Annotated in this window: 21 protein-coding genes, 2 tRNA genes and 1 other RNA gene; 13 read left to right on the forward strand and 11 right to left on the reverse strand. The window is 70.7% G+C overall.

What is annotated here, in order from left to right; genetic code table 11:
• Window positions 1-6 precede the first annotated feature (6 nt).
• From FLX07_RS23630 to upp, 6 genes are all read right to left on the reverse strand, one after another.
• Window positions 7-696, reverse strand: coding sequence for a FadR/GntR family transcriptional regulator (locus tag FLX07_RS23630; RefSeq protein WP_142573449.1), 690 nt, complete (start codon window positions 694-696; stop codon window positions 7-9).
• Window positions 697-792: 96 nt separating this feature from the next.
• On the reverse strand, window positions 793-2,115 hold the full coding sequence (locus FLX07_RS23635) for a helix-turn-helix domain-containing protein (protein WP_142573451.1): 1,323 nt from the start codon (window positions 2,113-2,115) through the stop codon (window positions 793-795).
• A gap of 138 nt (window positions 2,116-2,253) precedes the next feature.
• Window positions 2,254-2,784, reverse strand: coding sequence for a PH domain-containing protein (locus FLX07_RS23640; protein ID WP_142573453.1), 531 nt, complete (start codon window positions 2,782-2,784; stop codon window positions 2,254-2,256).
• Window positions 2,781-2,957, reverse strand: coding sequence for a hypothetical protein (locus FLX07_RS36605; protein ID WP_167748364.1), 177 nt, complete (start codon window positions 2,955-2,957; stop codon window positions 2,781-2,783). Before FLX07_RS36605 ends, FLX07_RS23640 begins: the two co-directional genes overlap by 4 nt.
• A gap of 76 nt (window positions 2,958-3,033) precedes the next feature.
• Complete coding sequence (locus tag FLX07_RS23645) at window positions 3,034-3,252, reverse strand: hypothetical protein (protein WP_142573455.1); 219 nt, start codon at window positions 3,250-3,252, stop codon at window positions 3,034-3,036.
• A 195-nt stretch (window positions 3,253-3,447) separates the two neighbouring features.
• Complete coding sequence (gene upp / locus FLX07_RS23650) at window positions 3,448-4,086, reverse strand: uracil phosphoribosyltransferase (RefSeq protein ID WP_142573457.1); 639 nt, start codon at window positions 4,084-4,086, stop codon at window positions 3,448-3,450.
• Between the two features lie 138 nt (window positions 4,087-4,224).
• Between upp and FLX07_RS23655 the strand changes: the two genes are divergently transcribed.
• The 4 genes from FLX07_RS23655 (at window position 4,225) to FLX07_RS23670 (ending at window position 5,848) form a co-directional block, all read left to right on the forward strand.
• Window positions 4,225-4,713 (forward strand): tRNA adenosine deaminase-associated protein, encoded by a 489-nt coding sequence (locus FLX07_RS23655; RefSeq protein WP_142573460.1) that lies wholly within the window; start codon window positions 4,225-4,227, stop codon window positions 4,711-4,713.
• Window positions 4,714-4,728: 15 nt separating this feature from the next.
• Window positions 4,729-5,211, forward strand: a complete 483-nt coding sequence (locus tag FLX07_RS23660; RefSeq protein WP_142573461.1) for a tRNA adenosine deaminase-associated protein — start codon at window positions 4,729-4,731, stop codon at window positions 5,209-5,211.
• Window positions 5,208-5,699, forward strand: a complete 492-nt coding sequence (gene tadA, locus FLX07_RS23665) for a tRNA adenosine(34) deaminase TadA (protein WP_223853716.1) — start codon at window positions 5,208-5,210, stop codon at window positions 5,697-5,699. Before FLX07_RS23660 ends, tadA begins: the two co-directional genes overlap by 4 nt.
• 61 nt (window positions 5,700-5,760) lie before the next feature.
• A tRNA-Ser gene (locus tag FLX07_RS23670) sits at window positions 5,761-5,848 on the forward strand.
• A 187-nt stretch (window positions 5,849-6,035) separates the two neighbouring features.
• On the opposite strand, the gene FLX07_RS23675 is transcribed toward FLX07_RS23670, so the two are convergent.
• Together FLX07_RS23675 and ypfJ are read right to left on the reverse strand one after the other, a co-directional pair.
• Window positions 6,036-6,332 carry a type II toxin-antitoxin system VapB family antitoxin gene (locus FLX07_RS23675; protein ID WP_142573463.1) on the reverse strand — a complete coding sequence of 99 codons (297 nt, stop codon included), beginning with the start codon at window positions 6,330-6,332 and terminating at the stop codon, window positions 6,036-6,038.
• Between the two features lie 56 nt (window positions 6,333-6,388).
• The gene (gene ypfJ, locus FLX07_RS23680) at window positions 6,389-7,249 is read right to left on the reverse strand and encodes a KPN_02809 family neutral zinc metallopeptidase (protein ID WP_142573465.1); all 861 of its coding nucleotides are present in this window, start codon (window positions 7,247-7,249) and stop codon (window positions 6,389-6,391) included.
• Between the two features lie 156 nt (window positions 7,250-7,405).
• Here ypfJ and FLX07_RS23685 point away from each other — a divergent pair, with 156 nt between their 5' ends.
• Window positions 7,406-8,944 carry a dolichyl-phosphate-mannose--protein mannosyltransferase gene (locus FLX07_RS23685; RefSeq protein WP_229689484.1) on the forward strand — a complete coding sequence of 513 codons (1,539 nt, stop codon included), beginning with the start codon at window positions 7,406-7,408 and terminating at the stop codon, window positions 8,942-8,944.
• Window positions 8,945-8,951: 7 nt separating this feature from the next.
• On the opposite strand, the gene FLX07_RS23690 is transcribed toward FLX07_RS23685, so the two are convergent.
• Together FLX07_RS23690 and FLX07_RS23695 are read right to left on the reverse strand one after the other, a co-directional pair.
• Entirely contained in the window at window positions 8,952-9,809 is an 858-nt protein-coding gene (locus FLX07_RS23690; protein WP_142573467.1) for an MBL fold metallo-hydrolase, read from the reverse strand.
• Window positions 9,810-9,819: 10 nt separating this feature from the next.
• Window positions 9,820-10,668: a LysR family transcriptional regulator gene (locus FLX07_RS23695; protein WP_142573469.1), complete on the reverse strand. Its 849-nt coding sequence runs from the start codon at window positions 10,666-10,668 to the stop codon at window positions 9,820-9,822.
• A gap of 105 nt (window positions 10,669-10,773) precedes the next feature.
• Here FLX07_RS23695 and FLX07_RS23700 point away from each other — a divergent pair, with 105 nt between their 5' ends.
• The gene (locus tag FLX07_RS23700) at window positions 10,774-11,499 is read left to right on the forward strand and encodes an SDR family oxidoreductase (RefSeq protein WP_142573471.1); all 726 of its coding nucleotides are present in this window, start codon (window positions 10,774-10,776) and stop codon (window positions 11,497-11,499) included.
• A 97-nt stretch (window positions 11,500-11,596) separates the two neighbouring features.
• Here the strand turns inward: FLX07_RS23700 and FLX07_RS23705 are convergent.
• Window positions 11,597-11,682 (reverse strand) — tRNA-Ser (locus tag FLX07_RS23705).
• An 85-nt stretch (window positions 11,683-11,767) separates the two neighbouring features.
• On the opposite strand from FLX07_RS23705, the gene ffs reads away from it, so the two are divergent.
• The 7 genes from ffs (at window position 11,768) to FLX07_RS23740 (ending at window position 18,170) form a co-directional block, all read left to right on the forward strand.
• Window positions 11,768-11,863, forward strand: an RNA gene (gene ffs / locus FLX07_RS23710) — signal recognition particle sRNA small type.
• 42 nt (window positions 11,864-11,905) lie between these two features.
• On the forward strand, window positions 11,906-14,080 hold the full coding sequence (locus FLX07_RS23715; protein WP_142573473.1) for a DNA polymerase III subunit gamma and tau: 2,175 nt from the start codon (window positions 11,906-11,908) through the stop codon (window positions 14,078-14,080).
• 176 nt (window positions 14,081-14,256) lie between these two features.
• Entirely contained in the window at window positions 14,257-14,607 is a 351-nt protein-coding gene (locus FLX07_RS23720; RefSeq protein WP_142573475.1) for a YbaB/EbfC family nucleoid-associated protein, read from the forward strand.
• Between the two features lie 3 nt (window positions 14,608-14,610).
• A complete protein-coding gene (recR, locus tag FLX07_RS23725) occupies window positions 14,611-15,210 on the forward strand; it encodes a recombination mediator RecR (RefSeq protein ID WP_142573477.1) in 600 nt (199 codons plus the stop codon).
• Complete coding sequence (locus FLX07_RS23730) at window positions 15,203-15,733, forward strand: DUF5063 domain-containing protein (protein ID WP_142573480.1); 531 nt, start codon at window positions 15,203-15,205, stop codon at window positions 15,731-15,733. Before recR ends, FLX07_RS23730 begins: the two co-directional genes overlap by 8 nt.
• Before the next feature lie 98 nt (window positions 15,734-15,831).
• Entirely contained in the window at window positions 15,832-17,106 is a 1,275-nt protein-coding gene (locus FLX07_RS23735) for an aspartate kinase (RefSeq protein WP_142573482.1), read from the forward strand.
• Window positions 17,103-18,170, forward strand: a complete 1,068-nt coding sequence (locus FLX07_RS23740) for an aspartate-semialdehyde dehydrogenase (protein WP_142573484.1) — start codon at window positions 17,103-17,105, stop codon at window positions 18,168-18,170. The genes FLX07_RS23735 and FLX07_RS23740 overlap by 4 nt, the downstream gene beginning before the upstream one ends.
• Window positions 18,171-18,189: the final 19 nt, after the last annotated feature.

Genomic DNA, 18,189 nt, shown 5'->3' on the forward strand with positions numbered 1-18,189 from the left:
CGCGGCTCAGGAGGTGAGGGTGGCGGAGTCGGTGAGGGCGATGAGGATGTGCTCCATGCACGCGTGACCGGCCCGCTCGGCCGCGGTGGCGTCGCCGGCGACGATCGCGCGCACGATCGCGTCGTGAGGGATGTAGTTCTGCTCCAGGGAGCCGCCGGCCGCCGCGATGCTCGCCCGCAGCGCCGCAGAGAAGTCGACATAGAGGTCGATCAGCACCCTGTTGTGCGTGGCCTCGACGACCGCCACGTGGAAGGCGAGGTCGGACTCGACGAACGCCTCGGGGTCACCGTCCGACCATGCCTTCTCGCGTGCGGCCAGCGCTGCCTCGATGGACGCGACATCCGCGCCGGTCCGCCGCGTCGCCGCGAGCCGGGCCGCCTCGACCTCCAGGGCGCGCCGGACCTCCAGGATCTCCAGTTGCTCGGCCGCGCGCAGTCGCCTGGCCATCGCACCCGACAGCTCGCTGATGGCCCGTACGTACGTGCCGTCGCCCTGACGACACTCAAGCAGCCCGGCGTGGGTCAACGCGCGGACCGCCTCACGGACAGTGTTCCTGCCGACTCCGAGGTGCTCGGCGAGCACCGTCTCGGTGGGAATCTTGGCATTCATCTGCCAGGAGCCGGAGGTGATCTGCTCCTTGAGCTGGTCGATCACCTGGTCCACGAGAGACGCCCGCTGCGCCGTCCGCAGGCTCACGTCAGCCTCCTCTGGGTTCCAATCATCCGATGATGGAATGAGTGGTAGACCCTCATTATTCCAGAGCCTCCAGAACAAGTCCGGAGCCCCAGGAGGCTATCGAGCGAGCACCGTCGTGGTCATGGAGCCCGGTATGTTCACGCGGATTCCGACCGCTTCCAGGGCTCTACGATATGCCCCTGACTGCCGGTCGAAGGCACCGGCCTGGCCCCACAGGTCACCGAGCATGCGCCAGGCCCGGGCTGTCTCCCGGTCGGGCGCCTCGCCGTCCAGCAGGTCGTGCGCCCGGTTGAGCGCGACAGCCGGATCCCCGGACCGTGCCAACGCGATCTCGGCAAGAACCAGGTTCGCCGTCGCCGCGGTGGTCCCGTTGGCGCCGTCCAATAGATCCAGTGCCCGATCGGCGAGTTCGGCTGCGGATTCCGCGTCTCCGGTCCGGAACCGTACGAAACTCAGCACTGTGAGGCTCCGTGCGTGCTCCTGCCGTTCGGCCGGGAACCCCGCGAAGACGTCCGCCGCGAACTGCGCGAGCTCGTTGGCTCGGTCCAAATCCGCGCCTTCGGGATCTGCCGCGGTGATGCGAGCCCAGTGCATCGCCATGCGGGCGCGGCGCAGGACGATCCGGGTCGGACGACCCGCCGCGAGGGCGTCCTCGGCGAGCTGCACGGCCAGCGCCGAGTCCTCGCCTTCGGCCGCCGTCACGCTCGCCTGCCACAGTGCGAGAATCTCCGCGCTGCGGTCGTTCGCGCGTGCCGGGCCCGCGGCCGACAGCACCCGCTCGACGTACGGCAGGCCGGTCTCGGCCTCCACCAGCGCGAGCGCCAGCTCGACGGCCAGCTCGCCCTCGATCACGCCGAGGCGGTCGATCTGGCCGAGCGCGTGCGCGCCGAGGTCCCGCGCCCGCAGCCGGTCGCCGGCCCGCTGGTAACAGCGGCACAGCGCGACCGTCAGCGGCAGGTCGGCGAGGCGCTCGGGATGCGCGGAGGCCTCGCGGCGCAGCCGCTCGTACGCCTCGACGGCCCGGCCGACGCGGCCCTGGGCCTCCAGCGCCCGCGCCACACCGAGGCGTGCGTGGGCGGCCAGCATGGCGTTGTCCTCGCCCGCCGCCTTGACGATCTCGCCGAAGCGGTCGGCCGCCACGACGGGATCGCCGTGATAAAGCTCGAGCTCGGCATGTCGCAGGCCGAGCTCGGTGTCGATGCGCTGCCGCGGTTCTATCCCGTGCAGCAGGAACTCGGTGGTGCATCCGAGCCGCTCGGCGAGCAACCGGGCGACGACCGGGGTAGGCGTCCGCTTTCCGGACTCAATCAGTGAGACGTAACTGTCGGACAGGTCGGGTCCGGCCAACTGGGCCTGTGACATGCGCCTGCTCAACCGCAATCCGCGGACGCGGTCGCCGATGGTTCCCTGACTCGGCATCTGGTCTCTCAGGGCGGGGGAAGGGTCAATAGTGTCGCCATAATGGCACGAAGCGGCCGAATCGTGTAACCCTCCGTCAAGAATCACGACGGTGAAGGTTCGATCACGGTGTCGAGATATCGGACGGGGGACCGCCGGTCAGTCGTCGTCCCCGTCCTTGCTGGGGAAGATCATCTGGCAGACCTCGAGGTACAAGGTCTCCGGGTAGGGGATGTGGGGAACCGTACGCAGGGCCTGATCCTGGCCGGCCGACTCCATGACGAACTCGCCGTAGCCGAGCATGCGGCCGAGGAGCGAGCGTTGGAAGCTCATGTCGGTGACCTTGCTCAGGGGCATCATCGCGACCTTGCGCGTGATGAGGCCCGTGGTGAGAAGCATGCGCTGGGAGGTGACGACGAAGTAGTCGACCGACCACTCCGCGACTTTCCAGACGAATCGAACCAGCAGGAGGAGCCAGGCCCACCAGACGATGGCGAGGGCCTGGCCGGCGCCGTTGTCGCTCAGGAACTTGCTGAGGATTCCGGCGAGAACGAGCCCGCCGAAGATCTCGGCGATCGGGCGCAGCAGGACGGCGGGGTGGCGCCGGACCATGATGACTTGGTGTTCGTGGGGGAGGAGGTAACGGTTGACCGACGACGGGGCCGAGTCCCCGTGGGTCACAAGTCTCATGTCAGGGTGGCGAAGAACTGCGCCATCGAGTCGGCCGCGCTGACGATTCCAGTGAAGGCCCCGTGGACCGTGTGGGCCGCATCAGTCGGTCTCGTCAGCAGGTAGAAGCCTGCCGACACGATGAGCGTCCATTTGATGACTTTCTTCGCCTGCACCGCCGTCACCACTCCCATGACCAATACATTACCCAGACGCCCCGTTTGGTAAAGCGGCTAACCGCCAACGGGTTTTTCTTGATCGTGACGGCCGTCAGCCCCGCTCCGCCGCGGCGGTCGCGAGGACTCGCAGATGCTTGCGGGCGATGCGCTCGACCAGTGCGGGGTGCGCGTGTCCCGTGACCTCGATGGCGCCGTGGTGGGCGGCCTGAACGCATCGGGTCACCGTCGCGGGAGGATGCACCCCCGCGAACTCGTCCTTGAGCAGGGCCTCGAGCTGTTCGCAGTGCTCGTCGGCCGGATGCTGGATCATCGCTCTCCCTGGTGGCGCGCCGCTCGCGAGAGCGCGAGGTGACGTCGTCATCACACTGCGTACCCTACTGGGTGCGTAGTGTAACCAGAGGTGAGATGCGGACGGACCACGCGGAAAGGAAGGGAAATCAGACCTCCGGGAATCGGACCGCCGGGAACTCGGGCCCCGGATGACGATCGCCGGACGGCAGGGAGATCAGACGACGCCGTACAGGCGGTCGCCGGCGTCCCCCAGGCCGGGCACGATGTAGCCGTTCTCGTTCAGCCGTTCGTCGAGGGCGGCCGTCACCACCCGGATCGGCCGGTCGCCGCCGCGGAACGCCTCGTCCAGGTACGCGATGCCCTCGGGCGCGGCCAGCAGGCAGATGGCGGTGACGTCCCGGGCGCCGCGGTCGAACAGGAAGTTGATCGCCGCGGCGAGGGTCCCGCCCGTCGCGAGCATCGGGTCGAGCACGTAGCACTGGCGGCCGGACAGGTCCTCCGGCAGCCGCGTGGCGTAGGTCTGGGCCTTGAGCGTGGACTCGTCGCGGATCATCCCGAGGAAGCCCACCTCGGCGGTCGGCAGGAGCCGGGTCATCCCGTCGAGCATCCCCAGCCCCGCGCGCAGGATCGGCACCACCAGCGGCACGGGGCGCGCCAGCCGTACGCCGTGGGCGGGGGTGAGCGGCGTGTCGACCGTCACGTCGGTGACCCGGACGTCCCTGGTGGCCTCGTAGGCGAGCAGCGTGACCAGCTCGTCGGCCAGGCGGCGGAACGTCGGCGAGTCGGTCCGCACGTCGCGGAGAGTGGTGAGCTTGTGGGCGACGAGCGGGTGGTCGACGACGAGGGTCTCCATGGGAAGAGAAGTTACCGTCTCCTGGGCAAACGCTCGACGCCGGCTGAGTCTTTGATCACGATTTGGAGCGAGCACCGTACGGTACGACTCCGATTCTGCGACGATTGCCTGCGTGAAGACCGTGCGGTGGGGAAGACGATGACAGACGTGGACACTCTTGACTTCGCCATCGTCGTCTATCGCGAGGAGGACCGCTGGGAAGCGGAGATGCTCCCGATGGCGCTGACCTCCGACCTGGACGGGCTCATTCACGCCCTCCGCCAGACCCCCAGCATGGGAACCACGATTGGCATGGTCGCCGTAGGGGATGACTTCTTCGTGGCGTTACGGGTCTTCGGCGAGCAGGTGGACGTCTTCCTCTCGGACATCACGGCCGCCTGGGAGTGGCCGCTGGCGCAGCAGGTCCTCGATTACCTCGACGTGCCCGTGCCCGAGGAGGAAGAGCTCGACAGCGTGCTTCCCGCCGGGGACCTGTCCATCTTCGCCGACCTCGGGCTCGACGAGATGGAGCTGGGCGCGCTGTCCGGCGACCTCGATCTGCTGCCCGACGAGGTCCTGTCCAGCATCGCCGCGCGGCTGGGTTTCTCCCAGCCGTTCGAACGCGCCGTCGACGCCGCCATCGGCTGACCTGGGGAGACGGCAATGCCCTCCAGATCCAACCTTTTCTCCGCCGGTTTCGCGCGCATCGACGGCCGCTGGGCCGGCGCGGAGGTCGATCTCGGTGAGGCCGAGATCGCCGACGACCTGAGCGACGCCCTGCAGGAGGCCCTCGGGCTCAGCGGCGACGAGCTCGCGCTGCTGTGCGTCGAGGTCGAGGACGAGTGGTTCGCGATCATCCGCTACGAGGACGACCTCGACCCCCGCGTGTTCATCTCCGACGCGCACGCCGTGCAGAACGACCCCCTGGGCGAGATCTTCGCCGAGCTGGCCGGCGTCGTGGTGGACAAGGACGCGCCCGACCTCGGCATCCGTCCGGTCGGCGAGCTGGAGCTGCTCGGCGACTTCTCGCTGAGCGCCGAGGAGCTCGTGGAGCTCAGCATGGAGGAGGGTGTGCTGCCCGCGGACATCCTCTCCCTCATCGCCGAACGGCTCGGCTTCGCCGACGAGCTCGACCGCCTGCGATGACCGGCTCACCGCCGGACACGTACGAGGCCGCCATGCGGCTGGCGCTGGCGGAGGCCGTACGGGCGGGCGGGCGCGGTGAGGTGCCGGTCGGCGCCGTCGTGCTCGGCCCACCCGGATCCGGAGTGTCGGGGCCGGGAGGGGTGCTGGCGGCTGCGGGCAACGACCGCGAGGCGAGCGCCGACCCCACGGCCCACGCCGAGGTGCTCGCCCTGCGCGCGGCGGCGGCGCGCGTCGGTGACTGGCGGCTGACGGGCTGCACGCTCGTCGTCACGCTGGAACCGTGCACGATGTGCGCGGGCGCCGCGGTCCTCGCCCGGGTGGACCGGGTCGTGTACGGCGCGGTGGACGAGAAGGCAGGGGCCGCCGGGTCGCTGTGGGACGTCCTGCGGGACCGCAGGCTCAACCACCGGCCCGAGGTGGTCATGGGCGTGCTGGCCGACGAGTGCGCGGCCGTGCTGACCGAGTTCTTCTCGGGCCGCCGCGCCTGACTCGGCGGGCGGGCGGAAACGGATGTACGCGCAGTGGTGTTCGTCCGGTAAGCTGCTGCGCGGTGGAGTCGCCTAGTGGCCGAGGGCGCACGCCTCGAAAGCGTGTGTAGGGCAACCTACCGTGGGTTCAAATCCCACCTCCACCGCCACCGAAAAGAGCCGCGGACCTGCGTGAACAGGTCAGCGGCTCTTTTGCTTTTTCCCCCAAGCATGGGGGGCGCCGGCCCAGGCACGGCCGGGCGGAGCGCATTCGCCCGCGGCCACCCGGATGCCGGTCAGTCCGGCCCGGGCGGCGAGCGGCGCGAGGATCTCTCCCGGAGCGCGTCCGGTCCGCGTCTAGTCCTGCAGCTCCAGCACGCGGGCGTGCAGCACCGAGCGCTGGTGGAGGGCGGCGCGCAGGGCGCGGTGCAGGCCGTCCTCCAGGTACAGCTCGCCCTTCCACTGCACCACGTGCGGGAACAGGTCGCCGTAGAACGTCGAGTCCTTGGCCAGCAACGAGTGCAGGTCCAGCACCGCCTTCGTGGTGGTCAGCGTGTCGAGCCGGACCTGCCGGGGCGGAATCTGCGCCCACTCGCGGGACGACAGTCCGTGCTCGGGATAGGGCCGTCCGTCACCGACCAACTTAAAGATCACGGTATGTAGTTTAGGAGACGACGCAAAGCTTCGCGCCCGAGGCCCTGCCGAGGGTCTCAGACGCTCCCGGAGAAGGTGTCGCAGCGTGCCGGGTCGCCCGAGGAGTAGCCGTTCGTGAACCACTTCTGCCGCTGTGCGGAGGTGCCGTGGGTGAACGCGTCCGGGTTGACCCTGCCCTGGGCCTGCTCCTGGATGTGGTCGTCGCCGACCGCCGCGGCGGCGTCGAGCGCCTCCTGGATGTCGGCGTCGGTGAACGGCTTGGCGTAGAAGCCGGTGTCCACCGCGTTCTTGGCCCACACGCCCGCGTAGCAGTCGGCCTGGAGTTCGAGCCGCACCGACCCGCTCTGCGCGCCCTGGTCCTGGCCGACGCGGTTCATGGTGCCGAGCAGGTCCTGCGCGTGGTGGCCGTACTCGTGGGCGATCACGTACGCCTGGGCGAACGGGCCGCCCTTGGCCCCGAACCGCGACTGCAGCTCGTCGAAGAACGACAGGTCCAGGTAGACGTGCTTGTCATTGGGGCAGTAGAAGGGGCCGACGGAGGAGTCCGCGGCGCCGCAACCGGTCTGCACCCCGCCGGAGAACAGTGTGGTCTTCGCGCCGGTGTATCCGTCGACCTGCTCGCTCCAGTACTTCTGGATGCTGTTGACGACGCCCACGACCCGGCACTTGTCGGACTGGTCGGCGTCGGCGCCGGTCTTGCACTGCGCGCTCAGGTCGCTGCTCGGCTGCAGGCCGGCGGGCTCGTCGCCGCCGCCCGTGATGTCGCCGGGGTTGATGCCGAAGATCAGGGCCACGATGAGGGCGATGATGCCGGCGGCTCCGCCGCCGATGGCCAGACCTCCGCCGCGGAACCCGCCTCCACCGCCGACGTCCTCGACCTGCGAGGTGTCGAGTTGCGCTCGGTCATCGAAATCCATCTGCGACGCTCCCGATGGCGTTGCCGGCTGCGTGCCGGTGCTTGCCGGTTGCTGGCAAGGGGCCACTGCCCCGGGTAGCGGTGATCATGCCTGGTGCGCGCCATGCCGGATCCGTCTTGCCCTGATCTTCGCGTTTTGCCGGGTTAGGATCGCCGCGTGCCTCTGACCGCCTTACCCCGGCTGGTGCCGCCGATGCCGGGCGGACGGGGGTGGCTCGGCCCGCTGGTCGTGGCCGCTCTCGGGGGGTTCCTCCGGTTCTACCGTCTCGACGTCCCGCACGCGCTCGTCTTCGACGAGGTCTACTACGCCAAGGACGCCTACTCGCTGATCAGGTTCGGCGTCGAGCGGCAGTTCGCCGACGGCGCCGACCAGGTGTTCGCACGCGGCGGCACGGACGTGTTCAAGGCGTGCGGGACGCTCCAGGAGTGCGGCGCCTACGTCGCCCATCCCCCGCTCGGCAAATGGCTGATCGGCGCGGGAGAGTGGCTGTTCGGCACCACGCCCTTCGGGTGGCGGTGCGCCGCCGCGCTCGCGGGCATGCTCAGCGTGCTGGTCCTGGCGCGGACCGCCCGCCGGATGACCCGCTCGACCCTCCTCGGCTGCCTCGCGGGTCTGCTGCTGGCCCTGGACGGTCTGCACCTCGTGCTGTCGCGCTCCGCGCTGCTCGACGTCTTCCTCGCGTTCTGGGTGCTCGCGGGCTTCGCCTGCCTGGCCGCCGACCGCGACGCGGCCCGCACCCGCCTGACGGAGTGGTATCGCACCTCCGCCCTGCACGGGCCCGCTCCCCGGCTCGGCCTGCGGCGCTGGCGGCTGGCGGCCGGGCTGTGCCTGGGCGCGGCGACGGCGACCAAGTGGACCGGCGTGCTGTTCGTGGTGGCGTTCGCGATCATGACGCTCATCTGGGACTGCGGGGCCAGGCGCGCCATCGGCCTGCGCCGGCCGTACCGGCAGGCGGCCCGTCTCGACCTGCCGCTGGGCCTCGCCTGGCTCGGCGCCGTCCCGGCCGTGGTGTACGTCGCGTCGTTCGCCGGATGGTTCGCCTCGGCCGGCGGGTGGGGCCGCAACTGGGACCGCGCGACCTCGAACGGCTGGGCCTACTTCGTCTTCGACTCGCTTCGCTCGCTGGTGGACTACCAGCGCCAGGTGTTCGGCTTCCACCAGGGGCTGAGCACGCACCACGATTCCCAGTCGGACCCGTGGACCTGGCCGCTGCTGCTGCGGCCGGTCGCGTTCTTCTACCGGTCGTCCCGCGGCACGTGCGGCGCGCCCGCCTGCTCGCAGGAGATCCTCGGGACCGGCACCCCGGTGATCTGGTACGGCGGGCTGCTCGCGCTGCTCGCGATGGTGGTCTGGTACGCGAGGACCCGCGACTGGCGGGCGGGCGCCGTCCTGCTCGCCTACGCGGTGGCATGGCTGCCGTGGTTCTACTTCGCGCTGGCCGACGACCGCACGATGTATCTGTTCTACGCGCTCCCGGCGGTGCCGTTCATGGTCCTCGCGATCGTGCTGGCGTGCGGGCTCGTCCTCGGGCCGCCGGGCACGCCGGCCGCGCGGCGCTCCACGGGGGCGGCGGTGGTGGGCGCGTTCACGCTGCTCGCGCTGGTGAACTTCTGGTGGCTGGCGCCCGTGCTCACCGCCGTGCCGGTGCCGTACGACGCCTGGCTGAGCCGCATGCTGCTGCGCAGCTGGATCTGACGCGACCTTAGATGTAGACGATGAAGTCGGGATAGACGTGGACGCCGGGCCGGCCTCCGATCTCCGCCATCGCGTCGCGGATCTGCCGCAGGTGCTCGACCGTCATCTGGAGCGGCGGCTCGTCCGGCTGATAGGTGGTGCGGATCGGGTAATCCTCGCCCGGCACGCCGGTCATCTCGATGTGGCAACCGAGAACGTGGGTGACGGGCCGGGACTCGGCGAACGTCACCAAGCGGTCGATGGTCTGCTCGAACGCCGGCCGGTCCGCGACGTACAGCCGCCCCGGGTACACGGTGTCGCCGGTCAGGAGCAGGCCGGTGGGCGGGTCGTAGAACGTCACCGCCGAGCTGTGATGCCCGGGGCTCGCCAGCACGTCGAGGACGCGGCCGCCCAGGTCGACGCTCCCGGGAACGTCGGCATCGTCGCCGAGCCCGAAGAACTCGCGCACGTGCTCCACGGCGGGGTCGACGACGACTGTGTCCGGGCGGTCGCGGAACTGGCCGTCCCCCGCGATGTGGTCGCCGTGACCGTGCGTGTGGGTGACGAGGAGCCCGTAGCCGTCGCGGGGGTGGTCGGCCAGCCAACCGTCCACGATCTCGTCCACCGTCCGGCGCAGCGGGAAGTGGGCGGGTGACGCCGTCGCGCCGGTGTCGAGCAAGAGGGCCCGGGTGTTCCCGAACATCAGGAACATGAACGGCGCCTCGTAGTTGATCGCCTTGTTCTGGCGTAGGACGAACGTGTGCTCGTCATATCGGTGCACCTGGATGTCGGGGTCGGTGTTGTGCTTGGCCGACTCCGAGCCGTGGATCCACCGGACGTCGAGGTTCCCGGCCTTCGCGATCGCCGGGAAGTCGATCTGTTTCATGTGCCCCAACCTAGAGGCGGGTCGCGGCCCGGACCAGCCCGGCGACGGCCTGCGACCGGCTCTGCGGCGGCCATGCGATCACCGTCGTCACCGCCGGAGCGTCCAGCACCGGCACGGCGGCGAGGTCGCGGCGCAGCTGAGCCCGGGACGACTCCGGCAGGACCGCCGAGGCCCGGCCGAGCGCGATCAGCTGCAGAAGCTGCGCGTGGTCCCGGACCTCCGGACCGGGGCCGTCCGGGTAGGTGCCGTCGACGCGGGGCCAGCGCGGCATGGGCAGGCCGGACAGCGCGGTGACGTCGGCCATCCGCAGGTGGGCCCGGTCGGCGAGGGGGTGCGCCGCGGGCAGCACCACGACCTGCCCCTCCGTGCACAACTCCTCGAAGTCGAACCCGGCCGTCGAGTCGAACGGCCGGTGCAGCAGACCCACGTCGGCCCGGCCGTCGCGCAGCAGCCGCTCCTGCTCGCCGATCCCGCACAGGAGCACGTCGACGGCGGCCGCGCCCGGCTCGGCGGCGTACGCGTCGAGCAGCTTCGGCAGCAGCTCGCCTGAGGCCCCGGCCTTCGTGACGAGGACCAGGCCGGGCCGGCCGGTCGCGGCGAGGGCGGCGCGGCGGGTGCGGCGCTCGGCGGCCTCGACCGCGTCGAGGGCCGCCCTGCCCTCGCGCAGCAGCACCGACCCGGCCTCGGTCAGCGTGACGCTGCGGCTCGTGCGGTCCAGCAGGGTCACCCCGAGCCGCCGTTCGAGCTGCCCGATCGCCCGCGACAGCGGCGGCTGAGCCATCCCGAGCCGCTGCGCGGCCCGCCCGAAGTGCAGTTCCTCGGCGACGGCGACGAAATACCGCAGCTCACGCGTCTCCATGTCGCCACGGTATCGCCGGAAGCGGGCGATCGATATCCGGGAGGTATCGATGCCCACCCAAACGGTGTTGGAGGTTCCGCAGTGGGCGCGGACAGGATGAGACCCATGAGCGAAGGAATGATCGCGCTGGTCACCGGTGCGAACAAGGGGATCGGGTATGAGATCGCGGCCGGCCTGGGCGCCCTCGGCTGGAGCGTCGGCGTCGGCGTCCGGGACGAAGGGCGCCGGGAGGGCGCGGTGGAGAAGCTGCGCGCGGCGGGCGTCGACGCGTTCGGCGTGCCGCTCGACGTGACGGACGACGCGAGCGTGGCCGCCGCCGCCGGGCTGATCGAGGAGCGTGCGGGCCGCCTCGACGTGCTCGTGAACAACGCCGGGATCACCGGCGGCATGCCGCAGACGCCCACCACGGTGGACCCCGCCACGATGCGGGCGGCCGTGGAGACCAACGTGATCGGCGTCATCCGCGTCACCAACGCGATGCTGCCGTTGCTGCGCCGCTCGGCGTCGCCGCGGATCGTGAACATGTCCAGCACCGTGGGTTCTCTCACCCGCCAGACCACTCCCGGCGCCGAAACGGGCCCGATCTCCGCTGCGTACGCGCCGTCGAAGACGTTCCTCAACGCCGTCACCGTGCAGTACGCCAAGGAGCTGCGTGACACGAACATTTTGATCAACGCCGGCTGCCCCGGCTTCTGCGCGACCGACCTCAACGGCTTCCGCGGGGTCCGTACGCCCGAACAGGGCGCGGCGATCGCGATCCGGCTCGCGACCCTGCCCGACGACGGCCCGACCGGTGGATTCTTCGACGACGCCGGGCCGGTGCCCTGGTGACACACTCGCCGGCCACGACCGGCCGGTGACCCCAGAACGCGCGAAAGGCCCGGTTGGATGGACCGGGCCTTTCGCGTTCTTGCTGCTCAACCAAGCGCGGAGGATAGGAGATTCGAACTCCTGAGGGGTTGCCCCCAACACGCTTTCCAAGCGTGCGCCCTAGGCCAACTAGGCGAATCCTCCGTCGGACAGCTTAGCCCACTTTCCGGTGTGGTTCGACTGTTGTCTCGACGGCCCGCGCACACCCGTCGAGTGGCTAGACTGTGCAGCGGACCCCTCGCGCGGCGTCATCCTGTGAACCTCCCCAGGGCCGGAAGGCAGCAAGGATAAGCGGGCTCTGGCGGGTGTGCGAGGGGTCTCTCAGTTAGCGGGTACGCCGGCCGGGTCGACCCTCCGAGGAGGCGGCATGAGTCTTGCGCTGTACCGCAAGTACAGGCCCGGGACGTTCGCCGAGGTCAAGGGGCAGGAGCACGTCACCGACCCACTGCGCCAGGCGTTGCGCAGCGGCCGCATCAACCACGCCTATCTCTTCAGCGGCCCGCGCGGCTGCGGCAAGACCTCCAGCGCCCGCATCCTCGCCCGGTCCCTCAACTGCGCGAAGGGCCCGACGCCCGACCCCTGCGGAGAGTGCGAGTCCTGCGTCGCGCTGGCTCCCACCGGGCCGGGACACCTCGACGTCATCGAGATCGACGCGGCGTCGCACGGCGGCGTGGACGACGCCCGCGATCTGCGTGAGCGGGCCTTCTTCGCCCCCGTCTCGGCGCGCTACAAGATCTACATCATCGACGAGGCCCACATGGTCACCCGTGAGGGCTTCAACGCGCTGCTGAAGCTGGTGGAGGAGCCACCGCCGCACCTCAAGTTCATCTTCGCCACCACCGAGCCGGAGAAGGTCATCGGGACGATCAAGTCCCGCACCCACCACTACCCCTTCCGGCTGATGCCGCCCGCGACCCTGCGCCGGCTCATGGAGGAGATCCTCGGCTCCGAGTCCGTGCCGTACGAGCCGGCGGCGTTACCGCTCGTCGTACGGGCGGGCGCCGGATCGGCCCGGGACACGCTGTCGATCCTCGACCAGCTTCTGGCGGGAGCCGACGAGTCCGGCATCACCTACCAGCGGGCGGTGTCCCTGCTCGGCTACACCGACGGCGACCTGCTGGACGAGGTGGTCGACGCGTTCGCCAAGCGGGACGGCGCGGCCGTGTTCCAGGCCGTGCACCGGGTGATCGAGGGCGGTCACGACCCGCGGCGCTTCGCGACGGACCTGCTCGAACGCTTCCGCGACCTGGTGATTCTGTCCAACGTTCCCGAGGCCGCGGGCAGCGGCCTGCTCGACCGGCCGGCCGACGAACTGGAGCGTCTGCAGGCGCAGGCGGCGTCGATGGGGCCGGCCGAGCTGACCCGGGCGGCCGAGGTCTTCAACGCGGGGCTGACCGAGATGCGCGGCGCGACCTCTCCTCGCCTGCTGCTGGAGCTGATGTGCGCTCGCGTGCTGCTGCCCGGGGCCGACCAGGGCGAGGCCGGGCTGCTGACCCGGCTCGAACGGCTGGAGCGCGGCGTCGCGGCCGGGACCCACGCCGCCGCGCCGCACGCCCCCGCCGTTCCCCACCCCGCGCCCGCCGCTACGGCTGCGGCTGTGACTCCCGCTGCGGCTCCGGTTGCGGCTCCGGCTCCGGCTCCGCAGGTTCAGGTCGCCCCGGCGGCCGAGCGGAGCGCCGACGACTGGCCCACCCCCGTACGGCCCGGCTCCGGGGCATCGCCTCCGCCGCCTCCGCCGCCTCCGTCGCCTCCGCAGGCGCAGCAGGCCCAGGCTCCCGCCGCCGGCGGGGGACCGGTCCAGCAGGCCTGGCCGCGGGTGCTCGAAGCGATCAAGGGCCGCCAGCGGGTGGCCTGGATGATCCTCAACGCCCAGGGCAGGCTGCTCGGCGTCGAGGGCAACGTCGTGACCGTCGGCTTCGAGAAGCCGGGCGACGTGCAGGGCTTCCTCAAGGGCAAGCGTGACGAGGTGGTGGCCGCCGCGCTCGGCGACGTGCTCGGCGGCACCTGGCGCGTCGATGTCGTCGTCGGCGGCTCGGGTCCAGGCCCGGCGGGCCCCACCACCCGCGGGCCGTCCGGTCCGCCGACACCCACACCGGCGCCTACGCCGGCACCGCCTCCCGCGCCCACGGCTCCACCGGCCGAGCCCGCCACGCCGGCTCCTGCGGCCATGCCGCCCACGGGGGCCACGCCCGTGCCGGCCGCGCCCCAGGCCGCGCCCCCGTCGTCGGGCACGTCGTCCGGCGGGACGACCGACGAGTCGTGGCCCGACGCGCCGTCCGACGAGGACGACGCCCCGTCACCGCGATCCGCGCCGAGCCCCGGCCTGGCCGCGGCGAGATCGGCGGCGCGGGCCGCCGCCCAGACGAACTCCCGGCAGGCGTGGCCGGAGACGGTGCCCGGCCGTAAGGGCGGGGCCTCCCGCCCGGACGACGACGTGGACCCGCTCAACGACGACGACGAGGACGTCAGCGAGCTGTCCGGCATGGCGCTGATCCAGCGTGAGCTGGGCGGCCGCGTCATCGAGGAGATCGATCACTCCTGAGTGCCTTCCCCGCCCGAGGGACTGCCGCCGCATGGACGGAGACTGGTGGGGTAACCGGTGTCCGTCCGCCCGCGACCGGCGCGGAACACGCATGCCGCTCCGGTGCGGAAACCGGGGCGGACGCCGTAGGCTCGTCGCGACGAACATGTCGCTGGACGCTGAGGAGCGCAACCATCGTGAATCCAGGGGATGTCAACCTCCAGCAGTTGCTGGAGCAGGCTCAGCTGATGCAGCAGCAGCTCGTCACCGCGCAGCAGGAGCTCAGCGACGCCGAAGTCGAGGGCAGCGCCGGAGGCGGCATGGTCGTCGCCACCGTGAACGGCAGCGGCGAGCTTCTCGAGCTCGAGATCAGCCCGCTGGCCATCGACGCGAGCGACCCGGAGGAGACCGCGCAGACGATCGCGGACCTCGTGCTCGCCGCCGTGCGGGACGCCGTACGCGCCGCAGGGGAGCTCCAGCAGGAGAAACTGGGCCCGCTCGCGCAGGGACTCGGGGGCGGCCTCGGCGGCCAGCTGCCGGGGTTCTAGAGCATGTACGAAGGGGTCGTCCAGAACCTGATCGACGAGCTCGGGCTGCTGCCCGGCGTCGGTCCCAAGAGCGCGCAGCGGATCGCGTTCCATCTCCTCGCGGCCGACCCGGCCGACGTCAAGCGGCTCGCGCACGCGCTGCTCGAAGTGAAGGAGAAGGTGCGCTTCTGCCGCGTCTGCGGAAACGTGGCCGAAGAGGACCAGTGCCGGATCTGCCGGGACCAGCGGCGTGATCCGCACGTCATCTGCGTGGTCGAGGAGTCGAAGGACGTGGTGGCGATCGAGCGGACCCGTGAGTTCCGCGGTCGCTACCACGTGCTCGGCGGGGCGATCAGCCCGATCGACGGCATCGGCCCGGACGACCTGAAGATCCGCGAGCTGATGACCAGGCTGGCCGACGGCCAGGTGACCGAGCTGATCCTCGCGACCGACCCGAACCTCGAGGGCGAGGCGACGGCCACCTACCTGGCCAGGCTCGTCAAGCCCCTGGAATTGAAAGTGACCCGACTGGCCAGCGGTCTGCCTGTGGGCGGTGATCTCGAGTACGCCGACGAGGTCACTTTGGGCCGCGCTTTCGAAGGACGGAGGCTGCTGGATGTCTGACGAGTGGAACGACCTGGCCGCACGTGTCGCCGGACACGCGCAGAACTTCATCGACGGCCTCACCCGCCTGGCCGGCGGTGAGGGCGGCGACGCGACGCTGCCGCTGCTCCTGGTGGAGGTGGCCCAGGTCAGCCTCGCGGGCACCCAGCTCGGGGCCGCCCAGGACGTGATCCTGCAGGGCAACGTCGAGCCCGCGCTGAGCGAGGACCCCGACATCGACCCCCTCCGTACGGCTCTCGCCGCCCGCCTCGGCCCGGTGGACGACTACGCCGAGGTGTTCGACCCCTACAAGGACACCGTGGTCACCCCCTACCGGCTGTCGGACGACCTCACGGCGGTGGCGGCCGACCTCATCCACGGGCTGCGCCACTACCAGGCGGGCCGTCCGCTGGAGGCGCTGTGGTGGTGGCAGTACTCCTACTTCAACACGTGGGGCAACCACGCGGGTGCGGCGCTGCGGGCGCTGCAGGCGCTGGTCGCGCACACCCGGCTCGACGTGGTCGAAGAGGGCACCGCGGTCTGATCGGACGGCGGGGCGTCCATATGCTGGTCGGTGCCGGTCTCGGTTTAGGACGTCCAAGTACACTGTGAGCTCCACGTCCTGATTCGTTGGAGATTCCAGTGGCGCTCGTTGTGCAGAAGTACGGTGGTTCCTCCGTAGCCGACGCGTCCTGCATCAAGCGGGTCGCCCAGCGGATCGTCGCGACGAAAAAAGCGGGCAACGACGTCGTGGTGGTGGTCTCCGCGATGGGCGACACCACCGACGAGCTGCTCGACCTGGCCCAGCAGGTGTCGCCGCTGCCGCCCGGCCGCGAGCTCGACATGCTGCTGACCTCGGGTGAGCGGATCTCGATGGCGCTGCTCGCGATGGCGATCGCCAACCTCGGTCACGAGGCGCGCAGCTTCACCGGCTCGCAGGCCGGCGTCATCACCGACTCGACGCACGGCAAGGCGCGCATCATCGACGTGACGCCCGGCCGCATCCAGGAGGCCGTCGTCTCCGGCCAGATCGCGATCGTGGCCGGGTTCCAGGGCGTCTCGCAGGACAGCAAGGACATCACGACGCTGGGCCGGGGTGGTTCGGACACCACGGCCGTCGCGCTCGCGGCGGCGCTGGGCGCGGACGTCTGCGAGATCTACACCGACGTGGACGGCATCTACACCGCCGATCCCCGGATCGTCCGCAACGCGCAGCAGATCCCGCGGATCTCCTACGAGGAGGCCATGGAGATGGCGGCGTGCGGGGCGAAGATCCTGCACCTGCGCTGCGTGGAGTACGCCCGCAGGTTCAACCTGCCCATCCACGTCAGAAGCTCGTTCAGCACGAAGGAAGGCACCTGGGTCGTCTCCGACCCCTACAGCGAAGGAACCGAAGTGGAGCAGCCCATCATCTCCGGGGTCGCGCACGACCGGAGCGAGGCCAAGATCACTGTGGTCGGGGTGCCCGACAAGGTCGGCGAGGCCGCCGCCATCTTCCGCACGCTGGCGGACGCGGAGATCAACATCGACATGATCGTGCAGAACGTGTCGGCCGCGGCGACCGGGCGCACCGACATCTCCTTCACGCTCCCGGCCAACGACAGCCAGACGGCCCTCACGGCGCTGAAGAAGATCCAGAACCAGGTCGCCTTCGAGTCGCTGCTGTACGACGACCAGATCGGAAAGGTCTCCCTGATCGGCGCGGGCATGCGCTCGCACCCGGGTGTCACCGCCAAGTTCTTCGGCGCGCTGGCCGACGCCGGGGTGAACATCGAGATGATCTCGACCTCGGAGATCCGCATCTCCGTCGTCGTGGGGCAGAACGAGGTGGACACCGCGGTGGCCGCCGCCCACCGCGCGTTCGACCTCGACGCCGACCAGGTCGAGGCCGTCGTTTACGGAGGTACCGGACGATGAGCCGCAAGCCCACCCTCGCCGTCGTCGGCGCGACCGGTGCCGTCGGCACCGTCATGCTCGACATCCTGACCACCCGCACCGACCTTTCCGACGCGTACGGCGAGATCCGGCTGATCGCCTCGCCGCGCTCGGCGGGCAAGGTGCTGAGCGTGCGCGGGGAGGACGTCGTCGTCCAGGCGCTGTCGCCGGAGGCGTTCGACGGCGTCGACATCGCGATGTTCGACGTGCCGGACGAGGTCTCCGCCGAGTGGGCGCCGATCGCCGCCTCGCGCGGCGCGGTGGCCGTGGACAACTCCGGCGCCTTCCGGATGGACCCGGACGTGCCGCTCGTGGTGCCCGAGTGCAACCCGGAGCAGGCCCGCAACCGGCCCAAGGGGATCATCTCGAACCCCAACTGCACCACGCTGTCGATGATGGCCGCGATGGGCGCCCTGCACCGCGAGTGGGGCCTGCGCGAGCTGATCGTCGCCTCCTACCAGGCGGTGTCCGGCGCCGGGGTGGCCGGCCCCGAGCGGCTGTACGCCGAGATCGAGGCCGTCGCCGGCGACCGGACGATGGGCACCGTGGCGGGTGACGTGCGCAAGGCGGTGCCGGACCTGGCCGACTCGCCGTTCCCGGCTCCGCTGGTGCTCAACGTGGTGCCGATGGCGGGCTCGCTCAAGGACGGCGGCTGGACGTCGGAGGAGCTGAAGGTCCGCAACGAGTCGCGCAAGATTCTCGGCATCCCCGACCTGAAGGTCTCGGCGACCTGCGTCCGCGTCCCGGTGGTGACCACCCACTCGCTGGCCGTCCACGCGACGTTCGAGCGGGAGGTCACGGTCGAGGGCGCCCGGGCGGTCCTGGACGCCGCGCCGACCGTCGTGGTGCTCGACGACCCCGCGAACGGCGTGTTCCCCACGCCGGCGGACGTCGTGGGCACCGACCCGACCTACGTCGGCCGGATCCGCCAGGCGCTCGACTTCCCGAACACGCTCGACCTGTTCGTGTGCGGCGACAACCTGCGCAAGGGCGCCGCGCTCAACACCGCCGAGATCGCCGCGCTGGTCGCCACCGAGTTCGCGTAGGGGTTCGTGTAGGGGTTTC

This window comes from Microbispora bryophytorum (assembly GCF_006874465.1).
Taxonomy (GTDB): Bacteria; Actinomycetota; Actinomycetes; order Streptosporangiales; family Streptosporangiaceae; genus Microbispora; species Microbispora bryophytorum.